General features: G+C 65.0%; 20 protein-coding genes. 14 read left to right on the forward strand and 6 right to left on the reverse strand.

Annotated features, from left to right (window positions below; genetic code table 11):
• Positions 1–125 precede the first annotated feature (125 nt).
• Together QQS38_RS08565 and QQS38_RS08570 are read left to right on the forward strand one after the other, a co-directional pair.
• Positions 126–929 (forward strand): ferritin-like domain-containing protein, encoded by an 804-nt coding sequence (locus tag QQS38_RS08565; RefSeq protein ID WP_479645001.1) that lies wholly within the window; start codon positions 126–128, stop codon positions 927–929.
• Complete coding sequence (locus QQS38_RS08570) at positions 913–1,575, forward strand: hypothetical protein (protein WP_479644935.1); 663 nt, start codon at positions 913–915, stop codon at positions 1,573–1,575. Before QQS38_RS08565 ends, QQS38_RS08570 begins: the two co-directional genes overlap by 17 nt.
• 106 nt (positions 1,576–1,681) lie before the next feature.
• On the opposite strand, the gene QQS38_RS08575 is transcribed toward QQS38_RS08570, so the two are convergent.
• The 3 genes from QQS38_RS08575 to QQS38_RS08585 form a co-directional block, all read right to left on the reverse strand.
• A complete protein-coding gene (locus QQS38_RS08575) occupies positions 1,682–3,373 on the reverse strand; it encodes a DEAD/DEAH box helicase (protein WP_479644936.1) in 1,692 nt (563 codons plus the stop codon).
• 180 nt (positions 3,374–3,553) lie between these two features.
• Positions 3,554–4,849, reverse strand: a complete 1,296-nt coding sequence (locus tag QQS38_RS08580; RefSeq protein WP_479644937.1) for a c-type cytochrome — start codon at positions 4,847–4,849, stop codon at positions 3,554–3,556.
• A gap of 20 nt (positions 4,850–4,869) precedes the next feature.
• On the reverse strand, positions 4,870–5,601 hold the full coding sequence (locus QQS38_RS08585; protein ID WP_479644938.1) for a c-type cytochrome: 732 nt from the start codon (positions 5,599–5,601) through the stop codon (positions 4,870–4,872).
• A gap of 601 nt (positions 5,602–6,202) precedes the next feature.
• Here QQS38_RS08585 and QQS38_RS08590 point away from each other — a divergent pair.
• On the forward strand, positions 6,203–7,120 hold the full coding sequence (locus tag QQS38_RS08590) for a copper resistance D family protein (RefSeq protein ID WP_479644939.1): 918 nt from the start codon (positions 6,203–6,205) through the stop codon (positions 7,118–7,120).
• A 49-nt stretch (positions 7,121–7,169) separates the two neighbouring features.
• Here the strand turns inward: QQS38_RS08590 and dgoD are convergent, their stop codons facing one another.
• Positions 7,170–8,318, reverse strand: coding sequence for a galactonate dehydratase (dgoD, locus tag QQS38_RS08595; protein WP_479644940.1), 1,149 nt, complete (start codon positions 8,316–8,318; stop codon positions 7,170–7,172).
• Between the two features lie 292 nt (positions 8,319–8,610).
• Between dgoD and QQS38_RS08600 the strand changes: the two genes are divergently transcribed.
• The 3 genes from QQS38_RS08600 to QQS38_RS08610 all read left to right on the forward strand — a co-directional run bounded on the left by QQS38_RS08600 (position 8,611) and on the right by QQS38_RS08610 (position 10,488).
• Positions 8,611–9,291 (forward strand): FadR/GntR family transcriptional regulator, encoded by a 681-nt coding sequence (locus QQS38_RS08600; RefSeq protein WP_479644941.1) that lies wholly within the window; start codon positions 8,611–8,613, stop codon positions 9,289–9,291.
• A gap of 137 nt (positions 9,292–9,428) precedes the next feature.
• A complete protein-coding gene (locus tag QQS38_RS08605) occupies positions 9,429–9,581 on the forward strand; it encodes a DUF6496 domain-containing protein (RefSeq protein WP_162878203.1) in 153 nt (50 codons plus the stop codon).
• Between the two features lie 151 nt (positions 9,582–9,732).
• A complete protein-coding gene (locus QQS38_RS08610; RefSeq protein WP_479644942.1) occupies positions 9,733–10,488 on the forward strand; it encodes a DeoR/GlpR family DNA-binding transcription regulator in 756 nt (251 codons plus the stop codon).
• A gap of 176 nt (positions 10,489–10,664) precedes the next feature.
• Here QQS38_RS08610 and QQS38_RS08615 read toward each other — a convergent pair whose 3' ends face one another.
• The gene (locus tag QQS38_RS08615) at positions 10,665–11,774 is read right to left on the reverse strand and encodes a 2-aminoethylphosphonate--pyruvate transaminase (RefSeq protein WP_479644943.1); all 1,110 of its coding nucleotides are present in this window, start codon (positions 11,772–11,774) and stop codon (positions 10,665–10,667) included.
• 217 nt (positions 11,775–11,991) lie between these two features.
• Between QQS38_RS08615 and phnS the strand changes: the two genes are divergently transcribed.
• The 7 genes from phnS (at position 11,992) to QQS38_RS08650 (ending at position 19,617) form a co-directional block, all read left to right on the forward strand.
• Positions 11,992–13,083, forward strand: a complete 1,092-nt coding sequence (gene phnS, locus QQS38_RS08620) for a 2-aminoethylphosphonate ABC transporter substrate-binding protein (RefSeq protein WP_479644944.1) — start codon at positions 11,992–11,994, stop codon at positions 13,081–13,083.
• 30 nt (positions 13,084–13,113) lie between these two features.
• On the forward strand, positions 13,114–14,211 hold the full coding sequence (locus QQS38_RS08625) for an ATP-binding cassette domain-containing protein (RefSeq protein ID WP_479644945.1): 1,098 nt from the start codon (positions 13,114–13,116) through the stop codon (positions 14,209–14,211).
• On the forward strand, positions 14,189–15,136 hold the full coding sequence (phnU, locus tag QQS38_RS08630) for a 2-aminoethylphosphonate ABC transporter permease subunit (RefSeq protein WP_479644946.1): 948 nt from the start codon (positions 14,189–14,191) through the stop codon (positions 15,134–15,136). The genes QQS38_RS08625 and phnU overlap by 23 nt, the downstream gene beginning before the upstream one ends.
• A gap of 44 nt (positions 15,137–15,180) precedes the next feature.
• Positions 15,181–15,996: a 2-aminoethylphosphonate ABC transport system, membrane component PhnV gene (gene phnV / locus QQS38_RS08635; protein WP_479645002.1), complete on the forward strand. Its 816-nt coding sequence runs from the start codon at positions 15,181–15,183 to the stop codon at positions 15,994–15,996.
• 271 nt (positions 15,997–16,267) lie between these two features.
• Complete coding sequence (gene phnA, locus QQS38_RS08640) at positions 16,268–17,563, forward strand: phosphonoacetate hydrolase (protein WP_479644947.1); 1,296 nt, start codon at positions 16,268–16,270, stop codon at positions 17,561–17,563.
• The gene (gene phnY, locus QQS38_RS08645; RefSeq protein ID WP_479644948.1) at positions 17,560–19,023 is read left to right on the forward strand and encodes a phosphonoacetaldehyde dehydrogenase; all 1,464 of its coding nucleotides are present in this window, start codon (positions 17,560–17,562) and stop codon (positions 19,021–19,023) included. Before phnA ends, phnY begins: the two co-directional genes overlap by 4 nt.
• 3 nt (positions 19,024–19,026) lie before the next feature.
• Complete coding sequence (locus QQS38_RS08650) at positions 19,027–19,617, forward strand: phosphonate degradation HD-domain oxygenase (RefSeq protein WP_479644949.1); 591 nt, start codon at positions 19,027–19,029, stop codon at positions 19,615–19,617.
• 24 nt (positions 19,618–19,641) lie between these two features.
• Here the strand turns inward: QQS38_RS08650 and QQS38_RS08655 are convergent, their stop codons facing one another.
• Entirely contained in the window at positions 19,642–21,084 is a 1,443-nt protein-coding gene (locus tag QQS38_RS08655; protein WP_479644950.1) for a sialidase family protein, read from the reverse strand.
• Positions 21,085–21,603: 519 nt separating this feature from the next.
• On the opposite strand from QQS38_RS08655, the gene deoC reads away from it, so the two are divergent.
• A complete protein-coding gene (deoC, locus tag QQS38_RS08660; protein WP_479644951.1) occupies positions 21,604–22,608 on the forward strand; it encodes a deoxyribose-phosphate aldolase in 1,005 nt (334 codons plus the stop codon).
• Position 22,609: the final 1 nt, after the last annotated feature.

A 22,609-nucleotide genomic window follows, 5' to 3' on the forward strand; every position in this document is an offset into this window, starting at 1 on the left:
GAAATTTCACCGGCGCCGCATTTCGATTTCCGCAACAAGCTTTTGCGCACGACGTTCGCCGCGCTGCGGATCGAGGACTGCGGTTTTGGGAGCGCAACGCCATGACCATCGACTCGAAACACGTGATGCCTTGGCGCATCGAAGACATCGATCTCACGCGGATCGACCGCCAACGCGCCGCTGCCAACGAAGACTTGCTGCTGCTGCTATGTGCGGCCTCGTTCATCGAAAGCGGTACAGATCTTTATACGAGCAATCTCACGGCTTATTTTGACGGCGACCCGGAAGTGTCCGCTTGGCTCAATCAAGAATGGGAGCCCGAGGAACTCCAGCATGGGCGCGCGCTGAAAGCCTATATTACCCACGTATGGCCCGAATTCGATTGGGATACGGCCTTTCGCAATTTCTTCGACGAATACTCGAAGACCTGCTCAATGGAAGAATTCGAAAAAACGCGCGCACTCGAAATGGTGGCGCGGTGCGTCGTCGAGACGGGCACGGCCACGTTGTACCGCGCCATCAACGAATGCTCCGACGAGCCCGTGCTCAAGGAAATCACCGATCACATCCGCAGCGACGAGGTGCGCCACTACAAGCACTTTTTCAAGTACTTCAAAAAATACAACCTGATCGAGGGCAATGGCCGCCTAGCCGTGCTGGGGGCGCTGCTGCGCCGTGTCATCGAGATCAAGAGCGAGGATTCGGAAATCGCGTTGCGGCATGTATTCGCGATTCGCTATCCCGAGCGCGTCCACGATTCCGCCTACAACCGCGAGCGCGTGTCGCGCATCAGTTCGCTCGTGCGGCGCAATCTGTCTGCCGATATGTGCGTGAAAATGCTGCTCAAGCCACTCGATCTTCCCGCACGCATCCAACCGGGCGTGCATTACCCGCTCGCGAAAGTTGCACAGCATGTCTTCTTCCGCTGAACCGGCAGCAGCGCGCGCGCTCGAGCAGCGCACGTTCGACGCGTGGCCGCCCACGCTGCGGGCGCTGTTCGATGGGACGGCGCTCGCTTCGAAGGTCGGTTTCAGCGCTTCATTGGTTACCTGTGACGCCGGCGGGCATTTGCGGACGTCGCTGCTCGGCCCGGGCGAGCTCTATGCGCCGGATGCCCGACGTCTCGCATTCGCGCTGTGGCCCAGCGCGCGCGCGGTTCGTGCGCTCATGTCCGGCGCCGAACCGGTGGCTCAGCGCGCGGAATCGCACGCCGAGCATGCAGCGCGGACGCATCGTGATGGCCGACGCGCACGAGCGGCGCTTACCTTCGTGCATGAAGGCGCGTTCTATCAGGTGCAGTTGTCCGTCGAAACGATGTGTGCCGCCGAACCCGGGGAGGCCGACCAAAGCAGCCAGCCCGCAACCGCCGGTGCACTGTCCCATTTCATCGCATCGATCGATGCAGGCGAAATACAGCAGGTGGGATACGCCCGCCTAACCAGCGGTATCGCATTCGAGCTCACCGGCGCATCAGGCGATCGCGAGGGCGTGCTGACACGTTGGGAAGCCCAAATCGAGCGGTTGCGGCAAACCTCTCATGCCCATCTCGCCGCGAAAAAGCGCGCGGGCGCCTAGCTACTGCAGGCACGGCCGCGCCGCGCTGTCGTGCCCTCGCGACGGGGCACGCTCGTTGTCGAATCGACTTCGCCTATGGCCGCCTGGCCGCCATGTCCGGGGATGATCAGCCGCCTCGGTGAGCGTTACGTGCGGCTCCGCTACGCGGCTTGCCGCCCAGCAAGGCTCCCGGGTCGTTCGGCTGGCGGCGGCGGTCGCCCTGACCTGCGCTCGCGCCTGCCCGCGGCGCCTCGCCCGCTGGGCGCGCCTGGCCCCCATGAGGCTTGCCACGCCCTGCGGCATGCTCGGCCTGTTGTCCGCTTTGGGCCTGCGGCTTGCGTTTGTTGGCGTCCGGCTTGCCCTGCGGGGACGCCGCTCGGCCTTGCGGTTGGGGGTGCTTGACCGATGCCTGCGGCTTGCTTTGAGGCTGTGCGCGGCTAGGCTTTTGCGGCTGCGACGACTTCGGTTGCGACTCGCTCTTCGGTTTCGCCACCCGGCCGCTCTGCTCGTGGTCGGCGCCGCCGTGCCCTTCGCGCCGCGCTTCGCCGGCACGCGATGCCGCTTGGCCTGCCTGCGAGCGCCCAGTGTGCTTCGGCGCCTCGCCGCGCGGCTGCCGCCCCGCATTGGCATTGCCCTGGCCGCGGCGCAGTTGGATCGGCTCGGGTTTCGCGTTCGGATCGGGCTCGAAGCCGGGAATCACTTCCTGCTCGATCGTGCACTTGATGAGCTTTTCGATGTCTTTGAGCAATTGCCGCTCGTCGACGCAAACGAGCGAAATCGCCTCACCCGTCGCGCCCGCACGGCCTGTCCGGCCGATGCGATGCACGTAGTCCTCGGGCACGTTCGGCAGGTCGAAATTGACGACGTGAGGCAACTGATCGATGTCGATGCCGCGCGCCGCAATATCGGTCGCGCACAGCACCTGCAGCGTGCCGTCCTTGAATTCGGCGAGCGCGCGCGTACGCGCCGATTGGCTCTTATTGCCGTGGATCGCCAGCGCGGTGATGCCGTCCTTGGTCAACTGTTCCGCCAGCCGATTGGCTCCATGCTTCGTGCGCGTGAAGACCAGCACCTGGAACCACCCATGCTGTCGAATCAGATGCGTGAGCAGTTCGCGCTTGCGATCGCGATCGACCGGATGGATCTTTTGCGCGACGAGTTCGGTCGTCGTGTTGCGGCGGGCGACTTCGATCAGCGCCGGTTCGTCGAGCAAGCTGTCGGCGAGCGCTTTGATCTCGTCGGCGAACGTGGCCGAGAACAGCAGGTTCTGCCGCTTCGCCGGCAAGCGCGCGAGCACGCGCTTGATGTCGTGGATGAAGCCCATGTCGAGCATGCGATCGGCTTCGTCCAGCACCAAGACCTCCAGCGCCGATACGTCGATCGTCTTCTGTTGCATGTGATCGAGCAGCCGGCCCGGCGTCGCCACGACGATATCGACGCCGCGCTTGAGCGCCTCGATTTGCGGATTGATGCCGACGCCGCCGAACAGCACGGTGGACTTGAGCTTCACGTACTTGCCGTAGGCTCGCACGCTTTCTTCGACCTGGGCCGCAAGCTCGCGCGTGGGCGTAAGGATCAGCGCGCGCACCATGCGCTTCGCACCCGCGCGGCTTTGCGGCTGCGCCTCGCTCAAGCGCTGCAGGATCGGTAAGGTGAAGCCGGCCGTCTTGCCCGTGCCGGTTTGGGCGCCCGCCAGCAAGTCGCCGCCGCTCAGTACGGCGGGGATGGCTTGTTGTTGAATGGGGGTCGGCTTCGTATAGCCGAGTTCATGGACGGCTCGCACCAGCGGTTCGGACAAGCCAAGGGAATCGAATGACATAGAGAATTCTTCGCAATGCGGTGAGGCGGCCGACGTCCGTGTCGGACTTTGCGCGTGCTCGGCGCTCATGGCGCCGGCCGGCCGCTTGGGGTCCGGGCTCGGCCGTTTTACCGGCTCCGGAAAAGATAAAGGCGCGGCCGCGGTTGCCCGCGTAGCCGCGCCCAAGGGTGCATTATGCGCTTAGTCGAGCGGCGCCGAGCGCAGATCGCTCACTTGCTGCGGCGAGACCGGCGTGCCGTGGTTGCCCCACGACATCCGGATGTACGTCACGACCGCGGCGACTTCCTGATTCGACAGCGATTGCGCGAACGGCGGCATGCCGTACGGATGCGGGTTGCCCACCGTGCTCGGCGGGTACCCGCCGTTCAACACCATGCGGATCGGATTGACCGCGGACGGCATTTGGATCGACTGGTTGTTGGCGAGCGGCGGGTAGGCCGGCGGCTTGCCCAGACCGTTGTCCGCGTGGCACTTCGCGCAGTTGTCGGCGTAAATCTTCTTGCCCTGTTGCAGCAAGGCGTCGCCGTACTTCTCGGACGTTTCGTACTGCATCGTCTCGGGCGCTTCGCTCTTTTGCGGGATCGTCTTCAGATACGTGGCCATCGCGCGCACGTCCTCGTCGGACATGTACTGCAGGCTGTTGTGGACGACTTCCGCCATCGGGCCGAACACGGCGCCGCGCTCGGACACGCCGTTCTTGAGCAGATCGCCGATGTCCTTGATGTCCCAATCGCCCAGGCCCGCTTCCTTGTTCGACGTCAGCGAAGGCGCGTACCAGTTTTGCAGCGGGATCAAGCCGCCTGCGAACGCGGCGGAATTGACGGGGCCGCCCATCATGTTGATGGACGTATGGCACATCGTGCAGTGGCCCAGGCCTTCGATCAGATATGCCCCGCGGTTCCATTCGACCGATTTGGTCGGATCGTCCTTGTAGGTGCCTTCGCGGAAGAACAGCGTGCGCCAGCCGATCAGCAGGTTGCGGTTGTTGAACGGGAAGCGCAGTTCGTGCGGACGGCTCGGCACGGCCACGGGCGGCACCGAGCGCAAGTAAGCGTAGATCGCGTCGGAATCGGCGCGCGTCACCTTCGTGTAGCTCGCGAACGGGAACGCCGGGTAAAGCAGGCTGCCGTCCTTCGAGCGGCCCGTGTGGAGCGCGCGGTAGAAGTCATCCGACGACCACTTGCCGATGCCGTATTGGTCGTCGGGCGTGATGTTCGGCGTGTAGAGCGTGCCGAACGGCGTGGCCATCGGCAGGCCGCCGGCGAACTGCTGGCCGCCGCGCACCGTGTGGCAGGCGATACAGTCGCCCGCGCGGGCGAGGTATTCGCCGCGCTTGATGAGCTCGGCTTGGTCGGCCGGCGTGGCGGCTTGCGCCGAGCCGTTGTGCAGGTTGTCGGAGCCCGACCAGAGCACGGGCACGAGCGCGGCCGCGGCAACGACGAGGGCCGACAGAGCGAACAGGGACTTGCGTTTCATAGGTGTGTCTCTCCTCGCGCTTACTGTGGTTCGCTACCGCAAGCAAGCGGAGTCTTCATCGAGCGGGCCGGAGCCGGAACCGGGTTGGACGGGGCGGGTTGCGTCGACAGCCAAGCCGCGACGGCCGTCACGTCTTCGTCCGTCAGGCGCGAGGCGATTTCGTGCATGCAATCGGGTGCGATCGCGTGGCGCGTGCCCGAGCGCCACGCGCCCAGCTGGGCGCTGATGTAATCGCTATGCAGGCCGACGAGGCCCGGAATGGCGGGCTCCATGCCCGTCAGCGCCTTGCCGTGGCAGGCCGCGCAGGCCGGGATGTTCTTCGCCGTATCGCCATTGAGCACGATCTGCTTGCCGCGCGCGAGCACGTCGTTCGACACCGTCGGCTTCGCCGGGGTGGGGTACGGCGGGCGCTGCTGCGAGAAATAGGTCGCGATTTGGTGCAGATAGTCGTCCGAGAGGTACGTCACGAGGTAGTTCATCGGCGGGTACTTGCGCCGGCCCGCGCGGAAGTTCTCGAGCTGGTTGTACAGGTAATCGGCCGGCTTGCCCGCGAGGCGCGGGAAGTAGTCGTTGTCGGTGCCCTGGCCGTGCGCGCCGTGGCAAGCGGTGCAGCCTTGCACGCGCGCTTCCATCGTATCGGGGGCCTTGGGCTGAGTCTGCGCTTGCGCAGTGCTGAAGACGCCGGCACCGCCAATCAACAGAAGGGCGAGTAGCGGGCGGAAAATGCGTCTAGAAGACACGCGTAACTCCATCGTTATTCGGGGACCTACCGGGCTACGGTCGGCCCGGTATGGCTCTGTGGCTTGGGATTGAAAATTCGATGCGCGATGTTGCAGCGGTCGCGGCAAGGCGGGTCGCGGCAAACGAACTCGCCGGGCAAACGCACGGGCAGCCCAGGCGCTGCGACGCAGCATTCTATCATCGATGGAATAGGCGAGCCATTTGCCGAAAGCGACGCCCATCGGGCGAGACACGACATCGCGACAATATGCCGCGCGTAATCGAGTCGCGGCGCGGCTCGGCAGACGAACGGCATCTTTGGCATCACTGTCTCCTTTTTGCACATCGGTATCGGGGACGGCCCGATTGCGACCGGATCGGACGAGTTCTTGCTTCGAAAACGACCCTGAAGCGGCCGTTTCTCGATGCGGCGCAGTAGGCAGCACGCACCGTGCCCCGGTTCGGGCGCCTCGACTCGAGCCGATGGTCGCGCGCCGCAGCCTTCGCACGTACACTCTCGCCTTGCGGCGCGCGGCAGCGGTCGGCCCGCGGCGGGCCTGCGTCCGCGTCGCTCGTTTCCCAGCCTTTCGAATGGCTTCCAATGACTCTTTTTTTCGCGCCCCCCCTCCCTCGATGAATGCAACCGGACTCTCGATCGGACAGGTCGCGCTCGCCGCGCTCATGAACATCGCCTTGGCGTTCGCCATCGGTTCGGCCCTGCTGGAGCGCTGGCTCTCGTTCGAGGGCCAGTTGGCCCGCGCCGCCTGGCAGCGCGCCCGCTCGTCGCTGGTCGCCGCGACGTTTGCGCTCGTGCTCTCGGATCTGCTTTGGCTGCTCTATCAATCGGCATCGATGAGCGGGGTCGGGCTGGGCATGGCGCTCGGAGCGCTGCCGACCGTGATCGGCCACACGCAAGTGGGCCATGGGTGGGCCATTGCGTTCGGGGGCGCCCTGCTGGCATGGGGGTGCGCGCTCGCCGGCCAAGGCGGCCGCGCGGGACGGGTCGTGTTCTGGGTGGCGATCGTCGTGATCGCAGTGGGCAAGGCGGCGATCGGCCACGCCGTGGACGCAGGTACGTTTTCGATCGCCGTCGCGGTGCAGGCCGTGCACGTGCTGGCGACGGGCGTCTGGGGCGGCATCGTGCTCGCGGGCGGCATGCTCGTGCTGCCCGCGCTCGATACGTCGACCACGCGCGGCGTGCTCATTCGGGTCGCCGTGCAGGTTTCCCAATGGGCGGCGGCGGCCTTGGCGGTCGTCGTCGTGACCGGCATCTTCAACGCATACCGGGGCCTCGGCGGTTCGCTGGAGCCGCTTTCCGACAGCACGTGGGGTCACGTGCTGACGCTCAAGGCCGCGCTCGTGCTATTCGCCGTCCTGCTCGGCGGCCTGAACCGCACGCTGGCGCTGCCGCGCCTGCGCCGGACGGCATCGACGACCGACGCACATACTTTCAACAACGTGCTGCACCTCGAGGCGCTCGTCATGCTCGGGGTGTTCATCGTCGCGGCGGTGCTCGCGCATAGCCCGCCAGGTTATACGGTGCTGCATTGACGGCGCGGGCGGCGGCAGGACGCTCGCGCGCCGCGCCGCCGCCCGGGCATCACCATTCGGCGACGCTGCCGTCGGCGTGCCGCCAGACCGGATTGCGCCACCGGTGGCCGGTCTTCGCCATCTCGCGCACTTTGGCTTCGTCGACGTCGATTCCGAGGCCCGGGCCTTGGGGAATCGCGACGAATCCGTCTTCGTATTGGAAGACCTCGGGGTTGTGCAGGTAGTCGAGCAGGTCGCTGCCTTGGTTGTAGTGGATCCCCAGGCTCTGCTCTTGGATGAAAGCGTTATAGCTGACGGCGTCCAGCTGTAGGCAGGCGGCAAGCGCGATCGGGCCGAGCGGGCAGTGCAGCGCGAGGCCCACGTCGTAGGCCTCGGCCATCGACGCGATCTTGCGGCACTCGGTGATGCCGCCCGCGTGCGAGGCGTCGGGCTGAATGATGTCGACATATCCCTCGGACAGGATCGTCTTGAAATCCCAGCGCGAGTACAGCCGCTCGCCGAGCGCGATCGGCGTGTTCGTTTGATTGACGATGTCGCGCAGCGCCTCGACGTTTTCCGACAAGACGGGCTCTTCGATGAACAACAGCTTGTAGGGATCGAGCTCCTTGGCGAGCACCTTGGCCATCGGCTTGTGGATGCGGCCGTGGAAGTCGACGCCGATTCCCACGTGCGGGCCCACCGCTTCGCGTACGGCGGCCACGTTCGCGATCACCTGTTCGACCTTGTCGTACGTATCGACGATCTGCACTTCCTCGGAGCCGTTCATCTTCAGCGCCTTGAAGCCGCGATCGACGACCGCGCGCGCGTTGTTGGCCACGTCGTGCGGACGATCGCCGCCGATCCACGAGTAGACCTTGATCCGATCGCGCACCGCGCCGCCGAGCAACGCATGGACGGGCACACCGTGGTGTTTGCCGAGAATGTCCCAAAGCGCTTGATCGATGCCCGCGATCGCGCTCATGAGAATGGGGCCGCCGCGGTAGAAACCCGCGCGATACATGACCTGCCAATGATCTTCGATGTGGCGCGGGTCTTTGCCGACGAGGTAGTCGGCCAACTCTTGGACCGCGGCCTCGACCGTGTGCGCCCGGCCTTCGACGACGGGCTCGCCCCAGCCGATGATGCCTGCATCGGTCTCGATTTTGAGAAACAGCCACCGGGGCGGGACGACGAACGTTTCTAGTTTCGTGATCTTCATGAGCGCGATCTCCTCCTCTCGAATCTGGATCGACCAGGACGGCCGGACGGGCGAGGGCGGCCCGATGCGACGGCGCGTCGATGGCGGCATCTTACATCAAATTTTATTGAAGTACTATTAATAGTATTAATCGATTCGTCGCTTTTGTGCGAACGCGGGGACGGAACGCTTGCGCTTTATCGCGCGGCCGCGATAATCGCCCCAGCGGCCGGGGCGCTGGTCGGCGCAGGCACGACGGACGCACACTGGTTCGGTGTGCCGTCTGCGCGGGGCCGAAACTACAGGGAGAACGATGATTCAACGTGATTTGCACGGGCGCGTCGCCTATATGCTCGCGACCTCCATCTTGCGCGGCGACTATGCGCCCGGGACGTTGCTGCCGCGCGAGGCGGAACTGATGCAGTCTTTCGGCGTTAGCCGCACGGTTCTGCGCGAAGCGCTGCGGACGTTGACGTCGAAGGGGCTGGTGGAGTCGCGTCCGAAAGTCGGCACGAAAGTGAGACGCCGCAGCGCATGGAATCTGCTCGATGCGGATTTGCTAGAGTGGTATTCGCAAGTCGCGCCGCAGCTCGAATTCGCGCTGAAATTGCAGGAAGTGCGCGAGATGGTCGAGCCTTATGCGGCCGCATTGGCCGCCCGTTCGCACACGCGCGAATCGATCGACGCGCTCGAGCAAGCTCACGAGGCCATGGTCGCCGCTCGCAACATCGACGAATGGGTGCGCGCGGACCTGCGCTTTCATCTAGGCATTTTGACCGCGTGCAGCAACGAGCTGTTGATGCCCCTCGGATCGCTGATCGAGCGCACGCTCGAATCGCAACTGCGGCTCAATGCCAAGCGTGCGGACGTCTTCAACGCCGCTCTGCAGCAGCATACGACCGTCTTCGACGCGATTCGCACCCGGCGGCCCGAAGCGGCGCACGCGGCCATGGCGGAACTGCTCGGCGTCACGCGCAAGCGGATCGAAGCCTAGCCGCACCTGCGATCGCCTCGCGCTCGGGCCTGCTGCGTGGCTCGGCGGTGCGCAAGCGTCCTTCGGGGAGGTGGAACGCGCATTGCTGATTTCACATTGGGTTATCGGCAATGCGCCACGGCGCAAAGGAGGACAGCATGCCGCTCAAACGAGGAACATCCCGCGAGGACATTTCCAAGAACGTGAAGACCGAGATGAAGCACGGCAAGTCGCAAAAGCAATCCGTTGCGATCGCCTTGAATCAGGCCCGCAAGTCGGGCGCGAAAATCCCGAAGAAACACGAGAAGTAGCACCCGAAGGCGCACATCGCCCCACCGTGGGCATCGAGAGGTCTCGTCGTGGCGGGAGGGCCGCGGCGAGACCCCGCCGCGCGGCCAGCGCCGTACTACAATACGCGCGTTTCAGGCCCCTATGCCGCCGCTCGGCGGCGAACCCGGCGCGATGCTCGCAGAACAACGTCACCAACATATCCTGTCGCGCCTCGCCAAAGACGGCGCCCTGTCCGTAGCCGAACTCGTGCGCGAGCTCGGCGTTTCCCGAGAAACGATTCGCCGCGATTTGCGCGTGCTCGCCGAGCGCGGGCTCGTCGTCACGACGCACGGCGGTGCGCTATCGGCGCAGCGGCGCGAGCCCGATCTCGACGCGAGACAAGCCGAGCATGCGGCCGCCAAGCGCGCCATCGGTCTGCGCGCGGCTCAGTTGGTGCCTGACGGCGCTTCGGTCGTGATCGATTCGGGCAGCACGACGCAAGCGCTCGCGCGCGCGTTGATGAGTCATCGCCGGCTGTGTGTCTATACGAACGACTGGCGCATCGCGTTGCTGCTGGGCCGCCGCAATGAGAACCGCGTGACCTTGCTCGGAGGCGAGCTGGCCGATGGCGAAGACGCCGTGTTCGGGCTCGATACCGTCCAGCAGTTGAGCCAATATCACGCCGACTTCGCGTTCGTCGGCGCGGGCGGCGTCTCGGCCGACGGCGCGTTGACCGACTACACGCGCATGGCCGCCGAAGTGCGCGCACGAATGCTGCGCGCGGCCGGCACGGCGGTGGTGGTTGCCGATCATTCGAAGTTCGGGCGTGTGACCCCAGTGCGCATCGACGGATTCGAATTGGCGCGCTACGTCATTACCGAACGTGCCCCGGCGCGTGCGATCGCGAAAGCGATTGCGGCGCGCGGGCCCAAGCTCGTCACGGTCTGACGCATCGGCCTGAGCGCGCAGTTGCCGGCAGTGCGCGTCACGCGGATTCCGGTTTGAAACGCAACGCATAAGAGCGGTGAGCCAGGACATCGGCCGCAAGGTTGACGCCGGACAGGTCGCCCTTTGCCGCGCTCGAACGTGACGATGCCGTCCCTGTCCCTACGCAACATGCTGCTTCACCGAACGCGAATGCCGAGTTGCCGGACCGCTTCTTCGATCGCGGTTACCGCGCGACGCATATCCTCCGCGTCGATCGCGCCGATGCAGCCGACGCGAAACGTGTCGACCCGCGTCAGTTTTCCCGGATAGAGAATGAAGCCCGCTGCCCGCACGGCAGCGTAAAAATCGGCGAAGCGCCAATTATCATCGCGCGGCGCGCGGAAGGTCACGATCACGTCCGATTGCACGGCTGCCGGCAAGAACGGCACGAAGCCCAACGCGTTCATCCCTTCGATCAGCGTCGCGCGGTTGCGCGCGTAGCGCGCGGCGCGCGCGGGCTGCCCGCCCTGCGCGGCGAACGCATCGAGCGCGCCGCGCAGCGCGGCGACGACGTGCGTGGGCGGCGTGAAGCGCCATTGAGCCGTCTTGCGCATGTAGACCCACTGATCGTGCAAGTCGAGCGCAAGCGAAGGCGAGCGCTGCGCGCATCGTTCGAGCAGCGTTCGACGCACGATCGCGAAACCCATGCCGGGCGGCCCTTCCAAACACTTGCCGCTAGCCGAGATCAATGCGTCGATGCCCGACTCGCGCAGATCGATGGGCACTGCGCCGAACGAACTCATGGCGTCGACGATGAGCCGTTTGCCGTGACGTGCGCAGACAGCGGCAATGTCGTCCAGCCGGTTCAGCAAGCCTGCGCTCGTTTCCAAATGGACCTGCGCGACATGCGTGATGCGGGGCGCGCTCGCGAAGGCCGCTTCGATCGCATCGGCTCGCGCCGGCTCGTCGTCCTCGAGCGGCAGCGTGACGTAGGCGATGCCCATGCGTTCGAGGATGCGAACGATGCGCGCGCAATAGGCGCCGTTGTTCGGCACCAGCACGCAGCCCTCGCGCGGCACCAGCGTGCCGAGCGCCGCTTCGACCGAGAACGTGCCGCTGCCTTGCATCGGAACGCAGACGTATTCGCTTTCGCCGTGGACGATGGAGAGCAGATCCGCGCACACGCTCGACGTGATGCGATTGAATTCGCCGTCCCACGAGCCCCAATCGCGGAGCATGGCTTCGCGTGTGGCCGGGGCAGTCGTGAGCGGCCCAGGGGTGAGCAGGATCGGCAAGGTAGCGGACATCGAAAGGTCTCCCAATGGAGGGCGCCGAGAAGGCGTAGAGCGCAAAGAATCATCAGACGAGGTGGTGACCGGTTCGCGCAGTTTATTGGCGAAATGTGTCAAAAAGTTGCATTGGCGGCGAGTGTCACGGCGCTGTCACCAAAGCCTGTGAATCTTGCGATGCTCGGCGCATACGCCGGGACGCCTAAAAAAACGCCCGACACCTTTGGAGATCGACATGACACGGAGCCATAGCGCCCGCATCCAGGGCCGCCTAGGCCGCCTGCTCGCGGCGATGGCCGCGGCCGCTTTGTTCGAAACGCTCGCTTTGCCGGCCCACGCCGCCGGCGCGGTCGTGCTGTACACGGCCGACGGCCTCGAGAATCTGTACAAGGATGTGCTGCCCGCCTTCGAGAAGCAGGAGGGCGTGAAGGTCAATATCGTCACGGCGGGCAGTGGCGAAGTCGTGAACCGCGCGACCATCGAAAAGGATTCGCCGAAGGCCGACGTCATCGTCACGCTGCCGCCGTTCATTCAGCAGGCCGATCAAAACGGCGTGCTGCAGTCGTATTCGAGCGTGCAGTACAAGAACGTCCCCGCGATCGCCAAGGCGAGCAACGATGCGTGGGCGACCTTCGTCAACAACTACTTCTCGTTCGCGATCAATCCGGATGTCGTCAAGAACCAGCCAAAGACGTTCGACGATCTGCTGCACCCCGATTACAGCGGCAAGATCGCGTACTCCAATCCGGCGACGGCCGGCGACGGCATGGCCGTCATCATTCTGACGACCTCGCTCATGGGCGAAGACAAGGCGTTCGACTACCTCAAGAAGCTCGAACAAAGCGCGAAGTTTCATACGAAGGGCACCGGTTACCTCGACGTGCTGCTCTCGCGCAACGAGATCGCGGTGGCCAACGGCGATTTGCAAATGGATTTGGACGACGCAGCCAACGGCGGGTTGACGCTCAAGCCGATCTTCCTCACGGACAAGGCCGGTGGCCGGCCCACGACGTTTCAACTGCCGTACGCGATCGGGCTCGTCAAGAACGGTCCGAATCAAGCCGAAGGCAAGAAGCTGATCGACTATCTGATGTCGGCTCAGGTGCAAGCCAAGGTGCCCGACATCTTCGGCATCCCGGGACGCACGGACGTCAAGCTCGCGGGCAAGAACGGCGAGGCGGTCAAGCAGGCGATCGCGGGCGTGAAGCTCATTCCCGTCGATTGGACTGCCGTGATGGCGAAGAAAGCCGACTGGACGGCGCGCTGGAAGAACGATGTGATCGGCAACTCGGGCAAGCAGACGGACGTCGTCAAGCCTAAGCAGTAAGCGATCGAACGCCGACGGAGGGCGAGCCCGGTGAATACGGCAGGACTGGTGTTACAGGGCGCGCGCGCCGCGGCGCCTGCGCACGAGCCGACACTTCGCGCGCAGGCGCAAGGCGTCGAAATCGAGCGCTTGAGCGTGCGCTTCGGCGCACGCACGGTGCTCGACGATTTGTCGCTGTCGATCGGGCGCGGGGAATTCTTGACGGTGCTCGGGCGCAGCGGCTGCGGCAAGACCACGTTGCTCCGTTTCATTGCCGGATTCGTCAAAGCCGACTGGGTCGCCGGGCGCTTGCTCGTGGCGGGCCGCGATCTCACGCACGAGCGCGCGCATCGGCGCAATCTGGGCCTGCTGTTTCAGAACTATGCGTTGTTTCCGCACTTGAGCGTGTTCGAGAACGTCGCCTTCGGCCTGCGCGCGCGGCGTGCGAGCGCAGCCGATATCGCGCGGCGGGTGGCCGATGCGCTCAAGCTCGTGCAACTCGCCGATGCGGGCCATGTCATGCCCGCCCAACTCTCGGGCGGCATGCAGCAGCGCGTGGCGCTGGCGCGTGCGCTCGTGATCGAGCCGGACGTGCTGTTGCTCGACGAGCCCCTGTCTGCGCTCGACGCCAATTTGCGCGCATCCGTGCGGTCGGAGTTGAAGGCGCTGCATGAGCGGTTGCCGAACCTCACGATCGTCTGCGTCACCCACGATCAAGACGACGCGCTCGTATTGTCGGATCGCACACTGTTGATGCGCGACGGCCGCATCGCGCAAATCGGCACGCCGCAAGCGCTCTACGACGCGCCGATCGACGCCTTCGTCGCGCGTTACCTCGGGGTGGCGAACTTGCTGCCGCCGCGCGTGGTGTTTCCCATCGGCGATGCGCGTCATGGCGAACGCGATCGGCTCGCCTGTTTGCGGCCCGAAAGGCTGCATCTCGCGCCGCTGGGACAAGGACATCTGCACGGGACGATTGCCACGGTCGACTGGTATGGCCCGGTCCTATCGGTATCGGTCGTGCTCGACGCGGCGCCCGAGATGCCCGTGCTCGTCACCACCGCGCGCGGACACGGTATGACACCTGAGAAGGGGGCGCGCGTGTCGCTCAGCTATGAGGCCGATCATGTCATCCTCGTCGCACCTTGACACCGCCGCCGCAACGCTCGGCGTGGCGGCGCAAGCGGCGCCGATACCCGCGCACGGCCATGCCGCAGCCCACGCTCATGCCGGCGCGCGCCGCAATCGCCTTGCGTCCTTGCATGGGTTGTTGGTCGCAGTCATCGTTCTCGGCCCGCTCGTGATCTATCCGCTGACGCGTCTGATCTTGTTGAGCTTGACCGGCCCCCACGGAGCGTTCGGCCTGAACGCCTACACGGCGTTCTTCTCGAACCCCGACACGGCAGGGGTGGTCGGCACGACGATCGCGATCGTCTTCGCGAGCGCCGCCATCGCGTCCGCGCTCGGCGTCGCACTGGCGGCTTTGCTGTTCTTCAGGCCGTTCCCCGGCGCGGCGCTCATCACGCGCTTTCTCGAACTGTTCGTCGCCTTTCCCTCGTTTCTGGTCGCGTTCACGCTGATCTTTCTTTACGGCTCTCAAGGATCGATCAGCATCGCGTTACAGCGGTTGTTTCACTCGAGCGCACCGCCGCTCGATTTCTTGTTCGGTGTGGGCGGAATCGTGCTCGCCGAAGTCGTCTTTTACGCGCCGTTCGTCGTGCGCCCGACGCTCGCTTCGTTCGCGACGATCGACATGCGCCTCGTCGAAGCAGCGCGCAGTCTAGGCGCGAACGGCGTCATGGTCGCGCTGCGCGTCGTGGCGCCGCTCGCATGGCCCGGTATCGCCGCCGGCACGATCTTGTGCATTCTGCTCACGCTCAACGAGTTCGGCATCCTGCTCGTGCTCGGCAGCGCTCATCTCGTGACGCTGCCCGTTGCCATCTATAGCGCCGCCACCGTCGATCTGGACCTGCCCACGGCGGCCGCGGGGGCCGTCGTCATGCTGGCGATGTCTCTTTCCCTTTACGCGCTGTATCGCAGCGTCGATCGCCGGCAGGCGATGGGAGCGAAATGATGGCGGCGAACTTGGAAGCGCGCGCGCATGCGCGTGCAACGGCAATGCCCCGTGCATCGCGCGGCATTGTCGTGCGGATCGCGGGGTGGGTGATCACGCTGGCTGCGGCGCTGCTGTGCGTGTGGCTGTTCGTGCTGCCGGTCGCGGTGGTGGCGCTATCGAGCGTCGCCACGCATTGGTCGGGCACGATCCTGCCCGACGGCTTCAGCACGCGCTGGTTCGAACGGCTCGGTTCGAGCGATTTCGACGCCGTCACGGCCAGTCTCGAAATGGGCTTTGCCGTGGCGCTGCTCGGCACGGCGCTCGGGCTTTGGCTTGCGCTTGCGCTGGAAGGGCGGACGCGGCGAGGCCTCGGCGCGCTCGTCGACATGGTGACGATGATGCCCAACGGTGTGCCGAGCGTCGTCCTCGGCCTCGGTGTGTTGATCGCATATCACAAGGCTCCGCTCGATTTATCGAGTTCGCCGGCCATCGTCGTGCTGGTGCAACTTGCGCTCGTGCTGCCGTTCAGTTATCGATGCGCGGCCGCCGCGCTGCGTCCCGAGTTGACGGTGCTGCGCGAAGCGGCCGCGAGCCTGGGTGCGTCGCCCGCGATGGTGCTGCGGCGCGTCGTGCTGCCGCAACTCGTGCCCGCGATACGGGCGAGCCTCGCGCTGGGCTTCGCGCTGTCGCTCGGCGAGCTTGGCGCCACGCTCACGGTCTACCCGCCCGGCTTCGCGACCGTGCCGATCGTCGTCGTCGGTCAGGTCGAGCGCGGCTATTACCTGCCGGCCTCCGCGCTCTCGCTGATCTTACTCGTCGTGTCGCTGGCGGCGCTGTCGCTGATCGCGGCGCGGGCGCCGAAGCGCCATTCGATGTGATGCAACGCGTGGCGTGTCGTTGGCGCCATCTTCGCCATTAGCCGGTAGCCGGTAGCCGGGCGAAACCGCGGGCGTTCAAACGGCAGCGCCGCCGTGCGCGACTCGAGCGGCGCCGCGTACGACCCCTATGGGTAATTGGCTCCGAGGCCATGTGGTCGATGATCTCTCGGATGAAACGGCGGTTTTCGGATCGCGATTCGAGGTCGCCCATGCTCGTTTCGAAATGTGGCAAAATGTGGCAAAGCGATTGATAAATTGCAATAGAGGCAACATGGAGCAAATCAACGAAGCACGGAACGACGGGCGGATCGTCGAAGTCAACGGGCGCAGCTACGATCTGACCGGATTGGCGCGCACGCCGGTTGCCGTCGTCTGCATCGACGGTTGCGAGTTCGACTATTTGGAAGCGGCGGCGCGCGCGGGCGTCGCGCCCTTCATCGCGCGCCTCTTGCACGGTGGCGCTGCCACGGCGGCGCGCGCCGACTGTGTCATGCCGTCGTTTACGAATCCGAACAACCTGTCGATCGTCTGCGGCGCGCCGCCGTCGGTGCATGGCATCTGCGGCAACTACTTTTGGGACCCGCACGCGAACGACGGCCAAGGCGCCGAAGTGATGATGAACGATCCCGCCTACTTGCGAGCGGGCACGCTGCTCGCGGCAGCGGCCCAAGCCGGCGCGCGCGTGGCCGTGGTGACGGCCAAAGACAAGCTCAGGCGCTTGCTGGGCTGGGGGCTGCAGGGCATTTGCTTCTCCGCCGAGAAGGCCGATGCGGCGACCTTCGCCGAAAACGGCATCGACGATGCGCTGGGGCTGACGGGCTTGGCACTGCCCGATGTCTATAGCGCGTCGTTGTCGGAGTTCGTTCTTGCGGCGGGCGTGCGCTTGGCCGAGCGCGGCGATGCCGACTTGATGTACTTGTCGACGACCGACTACGTGCAGCACAAATGCCCGCCGGGGAGCAGCGGCGCGAATGCTTTCTACGCGATGATGGACGGTTATTTGGCTCGACTCGATGCACTCGGTTGGACCATCGGCCTCACCGCCGACCACGGCATGAACGCCAAGCACGATCCGAAGACGGGCGAGCCCAACGTCGTCTACCTGCAAGACGTGCTGGACGAGTGGCTCGGGGCACGAGCCGCGCGCGTGGTGCTGCCGATCACCGATCCCTATGTCGTGCACCACGGCGCCTTGGGCTCGTTCGCGACCGTGCATTTGGCGGATGCGGCGCAGGTCGGAGCCATCATCGAGCGCATCGCCCAGATCGAAGGCATCGAACTCGTGCTCGACAACGCACGCGCCTGCGCGCGCTTCGAGTTGATGCCCGAACGCATCGGCGACATCGTCGTCGTCTCGCGCCGCGATGTCGCCATCGGGTCGCGCCGCGCGGCTCACGATCTCTCCGGCTTGACCGTGCCGCTGCGCTCGCACGGGGGGCTTTCGGAGCAGACCGTGCCGCTCGTGTTCAATCGCCGCATCGACCGGGTCGACGCGCTCTACGGGGGGCGCCGCCTGCGCAACTTCGACGTATTCGACATCGCGTTGAACCATGCGAGGCGAGCATGAGCGCCGTCGCCTCCCAAGCGGTCCGCGATCACGAGCGGTTTCGCGCCGAGGCGCTGCGCCTGGCGGGCAAGCGGGCGTTTCGCGCGCGCACGTGCGATGTATTCGATCCGTACACGGGCTTGCGTGTGGGCACGGTGCCGCTCGCTAGCATCGACGATGTCGAAGCCGCACTCCAGTACGCGGCCGCTTTTCGTTCGACGTTGTCGCGCTTCGAGCGTGCGCAGATTCTCGAGCGCGCCGCCGCATTGCTGCGCGAACGCGTCGAAGCGGCCTCCGATTTGATCACGCTCGAGTCGGGTCTTTCGAAAGAGGACTCGCGTTACGAGGTCGGGCGTGTTGCCGATGTCATGAAGTTCGCCGCGATGGAAGCGCTGCGCGACGACGGGCAAAGTTTTTCCTGCGATCTGACGCCCCACGGCAAAAGGCGCCGCGTGTTCACTCAACGCGAGCCGCTTGCCGGCGTCATCGTCGCGATCACGCCGTTCAATCATCCGATGAACCAGGTGGCCCACAAGATCGCGCCGGCGATCGCGACCAACAATCGGGTCGTGCTCAAACCGTCGGAGAAAGTGCCGTTATCGGCCCTTTGGCTCGCCGATCTCCTGTACGAAGCGGGGCTGCCGCCGCCGATGCTGCAAGTGCTCACGGGCGAGCCCAGCGAAATTGCCGATAGGCTCGTCACACACCCGCTCGTGGATCTCGTGACGTTCACTGGGGGCGTGGCGATCGGCAAGCGGATCGCCGAGCGTGCCGGGTACCGGCGCTGCGTGCTCGAGCTAGGTGGCAACGACCCGCTGATCGTGGCGGACGATGCCGACGTGGAACGGGCGGCCGCGTTGGCCGTGCAAGGTTCCTATCGCAACTCGGGGCAACGTTGCACCGCGGTCAAACGCATGCTCGTCGATAAACGCATCGCCGCACCGTTTACCGAGTGTGTCGTGGAATTGACGCGTGCATGGACCTACGGCGATCCGTTCGACGAGGCCAACCGCATGGGAACCGTGATCGACGAACAGGCGGCGCGCACCTTCGAGACTCGGGTGAACGAGGCGCAGGCGCAGGGCGCGCGCGTTTTGGCCGGGCATCGGCGTGACGGCGCGCTCTATGCACCGACCGTGGTCGATCGCGTGGATCCGTCGATGCCGCTCGTGCGCGCCGAAACGTTCGGCCCCGTTTCGCCGATCATCGTATTCGACACGATCGACGAGGCGATCGCGCTTGCCAACGGTACCGCCTTCGGGCTCTCATCGGGTGTTTGCACCAATCGCCAGGACCTCATTGCACGTTTCGTGGACGAATTGCGAGTGGGAACGGTGAACGTTTGGGAAGTGCCCGGGTATCGGATCGAATTGACGCCGTTCGGCGGCATCAAGGATTCGGGCCTCGGCTACAAGGAAGGTGTGCAAGAAGCGATGAAAAGCTTCACGAATCTCAAGACCTTTTCGTTGCCGTGGGCGTGAGTGATGGCATTGGACCCGAGCGATATTCGTTTCCTGTTCGAGCGGCACGGCGCTATTGGATACAGCGGTGAGCCGGTCAGTCAGTTGCAGCATGCGCTGCAATGCGGCGCGCTCGCGCAAGCGGCCGGCGCCGCCGATGCGCTGGTCGCGGCGGCGTTTTTGCACGACATCGGTCATCTGATGAACCTGCAAGGCGAGACGCCGAGCGCACGCGGTATCGACGATCGTCATCAATACTTCGCGTTGCCGTTTCTGCGCACCTGGCTGCCCGACAGCGTCTTGGAGCCGATACGCTTGCACGTGGACGCCAAGCGCTATCTATGTGCGATCGATGGCGGTTATCGGCAACGCCTTTCCGCCGATTCGACGCGCAGCCTGGCGCTGCAGGGCGGCATCTTCGACGATGATCAAGTCCGCACCTTCATCGAAAAGCCCTTCGCACAGGATGCGGTGCGCCTGCGCCGCTGGGACGATGCGGCCAAAGAGGCGAGCATGCGCACGCCCGGTCTCGAACACTTCCTACATGTCGTCGAACGGGTCGCGCGCACGAACGCGCACGCGGAGGCGCAGGCAGCGCCGGGCGAGCCGCGATAGCGGGCCGCCCGGGAAAGGCAGGGTTTAGGGCGAGGCAAATACGTCGGTCGGATTGGCCGTGTTGCCGGAGTTCGTTTGCACGAAGAACGGCAGGAACGAAGTGCCGCGGGCTTCGAGTCCTGCGTAGTCGCCGACGAAATATCCCTCGGCGTAAGGCGCCGTCTTCAAGTCGAACGAGCCCGCCAAATGGGTTTCATTGCCGAAGGTCTTGCCGCCGTCGGCCGACGTCGTCATCCAATAGTCGGTGGGTAGCGTCGAAGTATCGCCCGCGGCGAGATTGCGCAGGTCGTAGTAACTGACGGCTACTTTGCCCGCGCTGTTGACGCGCACCGACGGATTGAATGCCAGTTTCCCCGTCGGCGTGTTGACGCGAATCGGCGTGCTCCAACTATTGCCGCCGTCGCTCGACGTCGATAGCGCGATCTCGTCGTACTTGCCGCCGCTAAAGCGCGCGTCCTGCCAGACCACATAGAGCTGCCCCGTGGCGGGATCGATCGCGGGCTCGGGGATGATGTCCCCCGTGCGCAGCGCTTCGCCCGTATTCGGGTCGACCGTATCCACCGTCTCCAAATTCGCGATGACGCGCGGCGAACTCCACGTCGCGCCGCCGTCGGTCGATTTGATGAACGCGACTTTGTACGGCGATGGCCGTTGCGGCGGCGTAATCAAATCGAAGAAGTCGTAGAGCGTGCCGTCTTGCCGGTTGACGACGATCTGATTGCCGATCGTCTGCTGACGCGACGGCACTTTGACGATCTGGGCAGGCGCGCTCCATGTTTTGCCGCCGTCCACCGTCTTCGAGAAATACGTCGGGCCGCGATAGGCCTGGGCATGCAGATCGGCGTATGGGTTCGAGTTCGGTTCTTCGAGTCGATCCCACACGGCATAGGCGACACCGGCCTTGAGCGGGTCGGCCGTCACCGATTCCTTGTCGTTGAAAAATTGCGTCGACGGCTCGTTGTCGGCAATCAGCACGCTCAAGTTGTTCCAACTCTGCCCGCCGTCGTTCGATACGGCCGCGGCCACCGAGTTGCTGTTGTTCGATTGATTGAACGAAATCGACACGGTATAGGCGGTGCCGTCCGGCCCGATCGACACCCAGGGATCGGATGCGCGTTCGTAACCGAGCCCGCCTGCGCAAGCGCTGAACGGAAGATTCGTTTGCCGCCAAGTTTGTCCGCCGTCGAACGAATATCCGGCCACGAGGCCGTGCGCACCGCCGTTGGACCAGCGGTCCTGCTGCCAGGCGCCGATGACGTTCGACGGATTGGCCGGATTGACGGCGACCCAAGGTTCGACTTCGGCATTGACATAGTTCGTGCCGGGACCGCCGATCGCGCAAGTGGCGAATGGGCTTGGGCCGGAGACGCGCACGGGGGCGGCTGCCGCAGCCGCGGCCGAAGTGAGGCCGAGGACCGCGATGGCGAGGCGCGTCAAGCGGATTCGAGGCGTGATATGGCGTCGCATGGAAGACCCTCTCGTTGAAGTACGGTCCACTGCACATGTCGCGCGACGCCTTCGGTCAGCGATGCCTTGCGCCAACCCAAGCGCTGTCGTGACGCGGCCGGTCCCATAGGCGCTGGTTACCGCCAGCGCGGCGGTTTGACTTCATCGACGACTGCATTCCGATCGAGGCGCGAGTGCCTTGATCTGGGCGAATGCGAAGAGCATGGACATGCAATGTAGGTAATGCGCGACGCATTCGCGAGAGATTTTTGTAACAGCGTGCGAAGCGCTACGAAGGCTCGTGGCCGTCGTGGAACGAGGCTTTCTCTGGGTCGAACGTTCGAATGATTTTGAGGCGACCGCCGGGCATGGACCGGTGCCACTCGAACGCGGCGGCGGCGCGGCATCGGCGCCGAGCGCCCGGAGGAGTTGGGCCAACGATAAAATTGTAACGGCATATTGTCACGATCGTTTCATGCGGCTACGATCGTTGCTAGTAAATCACCATGCTGTGTTGTGCATTGCACAATGCCTCCTCTCATGTCCGACGCTTCGACGCATTCGCTCGTTTTGCCGCACGGCCTCGCGGTGGCCCACGATGGGCGCAATCGCGGGGTGCCGTTCGACGCCGCTTGGATCGACGGCTTGCGCGTCAATCAAGCGGCCGTCGAACGCCGCACGGCCACGCTTGCACCGCGCCGCTCGGTCAAAAAAGATGCGCAGGCGGCATGGCTGCTCAAGGCCGTCACCTGCATCGATCTGACGACCTTGAGCGGCGACGACACCGAGGGCCGCGTGCGGCGTCTTTGTGCGAAAGCGCGGCGCCCGGTGCGCGCCGAACTCGTTCGAGCGCTCGGCCTCGAGCCCGAAGCGATCGTGACGGGGGCCGTCTGCGTCTATCACCGCTTCGTGGCGGCCGCGGCCGATGCGCTGCGCGGCACCGGTATTCCTGTCGCCGCGGTATCGACGGGCTTTCCCGCCGGCCTGAATCCGCATCCGCTCAAGCTCAAAGAGATCGAAGCGTCGGTGGCGGACGGCGCGGCCGAAATCGACATCGTCGTCACGCGCGAGTACGTTCTAACGGGCAACTGGCGCGCGCTCTACGACGAAGTCCGCGACTTTCGCGCAGCGTGTGGCGCAGCGCATTTGAAGGCCATCCTCGCGACCGGCGACATCAAGACGCTCACCAACGTGGCGAAAGCGTCGATGGTCTGCATGATGGCCGGCGCCGATTTCATCAAGACTTCCACCGGTAAAGAGAGCGTGAACGCCACGCTCGACGTATCGCTCGTCATGGCTCGCATGATCCGCGAGTTCCGCGAGCGCACGGGCGCCTGCGTCGGCTTCAAACCGGCGGGCGGCGTGTCGACGGCCAAGTCGGTGCTCGCCTATCAAGTGCTGATGAAGGAAGAACTCGGCCGCCCCTGGCTGGAGCCGTCGCTGTTGCGCATCGGTGCATCGAGCCTGCTCGCCGATATCGAGCGGCAATTGGAGCACCACGTCACGGGCCGCTATTCGGCTTTCAACCGTCACCCTGTAGCGTGAG

Source organism: Trinickia sp. Z7 (genome assembly GCF_056498045.1).

Excerpts from the sequence above, each read along its gene's own strand:
- QQS38_RS08565 (WP_479645001.1), top strand. The coding sequence starts at position 126 with ATGCCTTGGCGCATCGAAGACATCGATCTCACGCGGATCGACCGCCAA.
- QQS38_RS08570 (WP_479644935.1), top strand. The coding sequence starts at position 913 with ATGTCTTCTTCCGCTGAACCGGCAGCAGCGCGCGCGCTCGAGCAGCGC.
- QQS38_RS08575 (WP_479644936.1), bottom strand. The coding sequence starts at position 3,373 with ATGTCATTCGATTCCCTTGGCTTGTCCGAACCGCTGGTGCGAGCCGTC.
- QQS38_RS08580 (WP_479644937.1), bottom strand. The coding sequence starts at position 4,849 with ATGAAACGCAAGTCCCTGTTCGCTCTGTCGGCCCTCGTCGTTGCCGCG.
- QQS38_RS08585 (WP_479644938.1), bottom strand. The coding sequence starts at position 5,601 with ATGGAGTTACGCGTGTCTTCTAGACGCATTTTCCGCCCGCTACTCGCC.
- QQS38_RS08590 (WP_479644939.1), top strand. The coding sequence starts at position 6,203 with ATGAATGCAACCGGACTCTCGATCGGACAGGTCGCGCTCGCCGCGCTC.
- dgoD (WP_479644940.1), bottom strand. The coding sequence starts at position 8,318 with ATGAAGATCACGAAACTAGAAACGTTCGTCGTCCCGCCCCGGTGGCTG.
- QQS38_RS08600 (WP_479644941.1), top strand. The coding sequence starts at position 8,611 with ATGATTCAACGTGATTTGCACGGGCGCGTCGCCTATATGCTCGCGACC.
- QQS38_RS08605 (WP_162878203.1), top strand. The coding sequence starts at position 9,429 with ATGCCGCTCAAACGAGGAACATCCCGCGAGGACATTTCCAAGAACGTG.
- QQS38_RS08610 (WP_479644942.1), top strand. The coding sequence starts at position 9,733 with ATGCTCGCAGAACAACGTCACCAACATATCCTGTCGCGCCTCGCCAAA.
- QQS38_RS08615 (WP_479644943.1), bottom strand. The coding sequence starts at position 11,774 with ATGTCCGCTACCTTGCCGATCCTGCTCACCCCTGGGCCGCTCACGACT.
- phnS (WP_479644944.1), top strand. The coding sequence starts at position 11,992 with ATGACACGGAGCCATAGCGCCCGCATCCAGGGCCGCCTAGGCCGCCTG.
- phnU (WP_479644946.1), top strand. The coding sequence starts at position 14,189 with ATGTCATCCTCGTCGCACCTTGACACCGCCGCCGCAACGCTCGGCGTG.
- phnV (WP_479645002.1), top strand. The coding sequence starts at position 15,181 with ATGCCCCGTGCATCGCGCGGCATTGTCGTGCGGATCGCGGGGTGGGTG.
- phnA (WP_479644947.1), top strand. The coding sequence starts at position 16,268 with ATGGAGCAAATCAACGAAGCACGGAACGACGGGCGGATCGTCGAAGTC.
- phnY (WP_479644948.1), top strand. The coding sequence starts at position 17,560 with ATGAGCGCCGTCGCCTCCCAAGCGGTCCGCGATCACGAGCGGTTTCGC.
- QQS38_RS08650 (WP_479644949.1), top strand. The coding sequence starts at position 19,027 with ATGGCATTGGACCCGAGCGATATTCGTTTCCTGTTCGAGCGGCACGGC.
- QQS38_RS08655 (WP_479644950.1), bottom strand. The coding sequence starts at position 21,084 with ATGCGACGCCATATCACGCCTCGAATCCGCTTGACGCGCCTCGCCATC.
- deoC (WP_479644951.1), top strand. The coding sequence starts at position 21,604 with ATGTCCGACGCTTCGACGCATTCGCTCGTTTTGCCGCACGGCCTCGCG.